The sequence below is a fragment of the Pseudomonas sp. MD195_PC81_125 genome, assembly GCF_014060985.1.
GTDB classification, from domain to species: Bacteria; Pseudomonadota; Gammaproteobacteria; order Pseudomonadales; family Pseudomonadaceae; genus Aquipseudomonas; species Aquipseudomonas parakoreensis.
The window spans coordinates 1-869 of sequence record NZ_JABULD010000900.1 but is presented as its reverse complement, the minus strand read 5'-3'; the positions used below and the strand labels follow the sequence as shown (position 1 = coordinate 869).

Annotated in this window: 1 protein-coding gene; it reads left to right on the top strand. The window is 41.7% G+C overall.

Annotation, left to right across the window (positions count from 1 at the left end; all coding sequences use genetic code 11):
* The first annotated feature begins 182 nt into the window (after positions 1-182).
* A complete protein-coding gene (locus tag HT737_RS30215; protein WP_220459603.1) occupies positions 183-851 on the top strand; it encodes a hypothetical protein in 669 nt (222 codons plus the stop codon).
* The last annotated feature ends 18 nt before the right edge of the window (positions 852-869 follow it).

Sequence of the window (869 nt, the reverse complement as noted above, 5' to 3'; positions counted from 1 at the left end):
TTGGGGTTCGCCGTCGATAATTGGTTTTTTTATTTGGTAGGTTTTTACCGTTTTTTTTTGCGTTTCTTAGCCGTGTTTGCTTTTTTCGCCAGAAATATCTCAGTTGATAAGCCCGATTGTTGTTGCTGTTCTAAAAGATGTGGGCGGACCTGTAGCAGCCGGCTTCGGCGGCGCAATGGCAGGTGCCGGTTGTTCCTATTTTTTTTCAGAAGAAAACTGAAAAGGCTAATGAGGTTAAAGCGGATTTTAGTGCCGTTCATAGAACGGTTATTCATCTTACTTCACAGTTGAATGATCTGTTTTCAATAAAAAAATATAATATCTACCCCGCTCGTGATAGCAAGATTAGATTTTTAGAAATAACCAAAATTCCTAGTAATCCAGGGGTCACTGATCGAATCGATCCACGCATTATCGATATAGCATTATCGATGAATGATACGGTGACTATCGATACGATCTACCTTGCGCAGGCTCGATATAGAGCTTGCTTCGAGAATTTTTCAAATCGTAATGGTTCCTTAGATGAGTATCGGGCGACATTAAAGGCTTCGAATTTAGGGAAGGCGGGCGCACATACACTTTGTCAACTTGGTGAGATCGTCGGCGAGGGTCAACTAATTGCACTGTATACTATGACTGAACAAATGATAGAGGTCGTTGACGAAGCTCTCCAAAGTTTGACAGAGTCTTTGGAGCTTGTTTCGGGTATCTTGGAAAAGAAACATAAAGGTACGGGGGCGCTAACACTAAAAATGAACACATCTAAAGGAGCTGAGTATCTTGCAAAAATGCCTTCGCCATATTTTGATGCCGAGAGCCTCAGAGCTTATCTAAACGCGTGTAAGTAGATCCTGTCTTTTCAACAA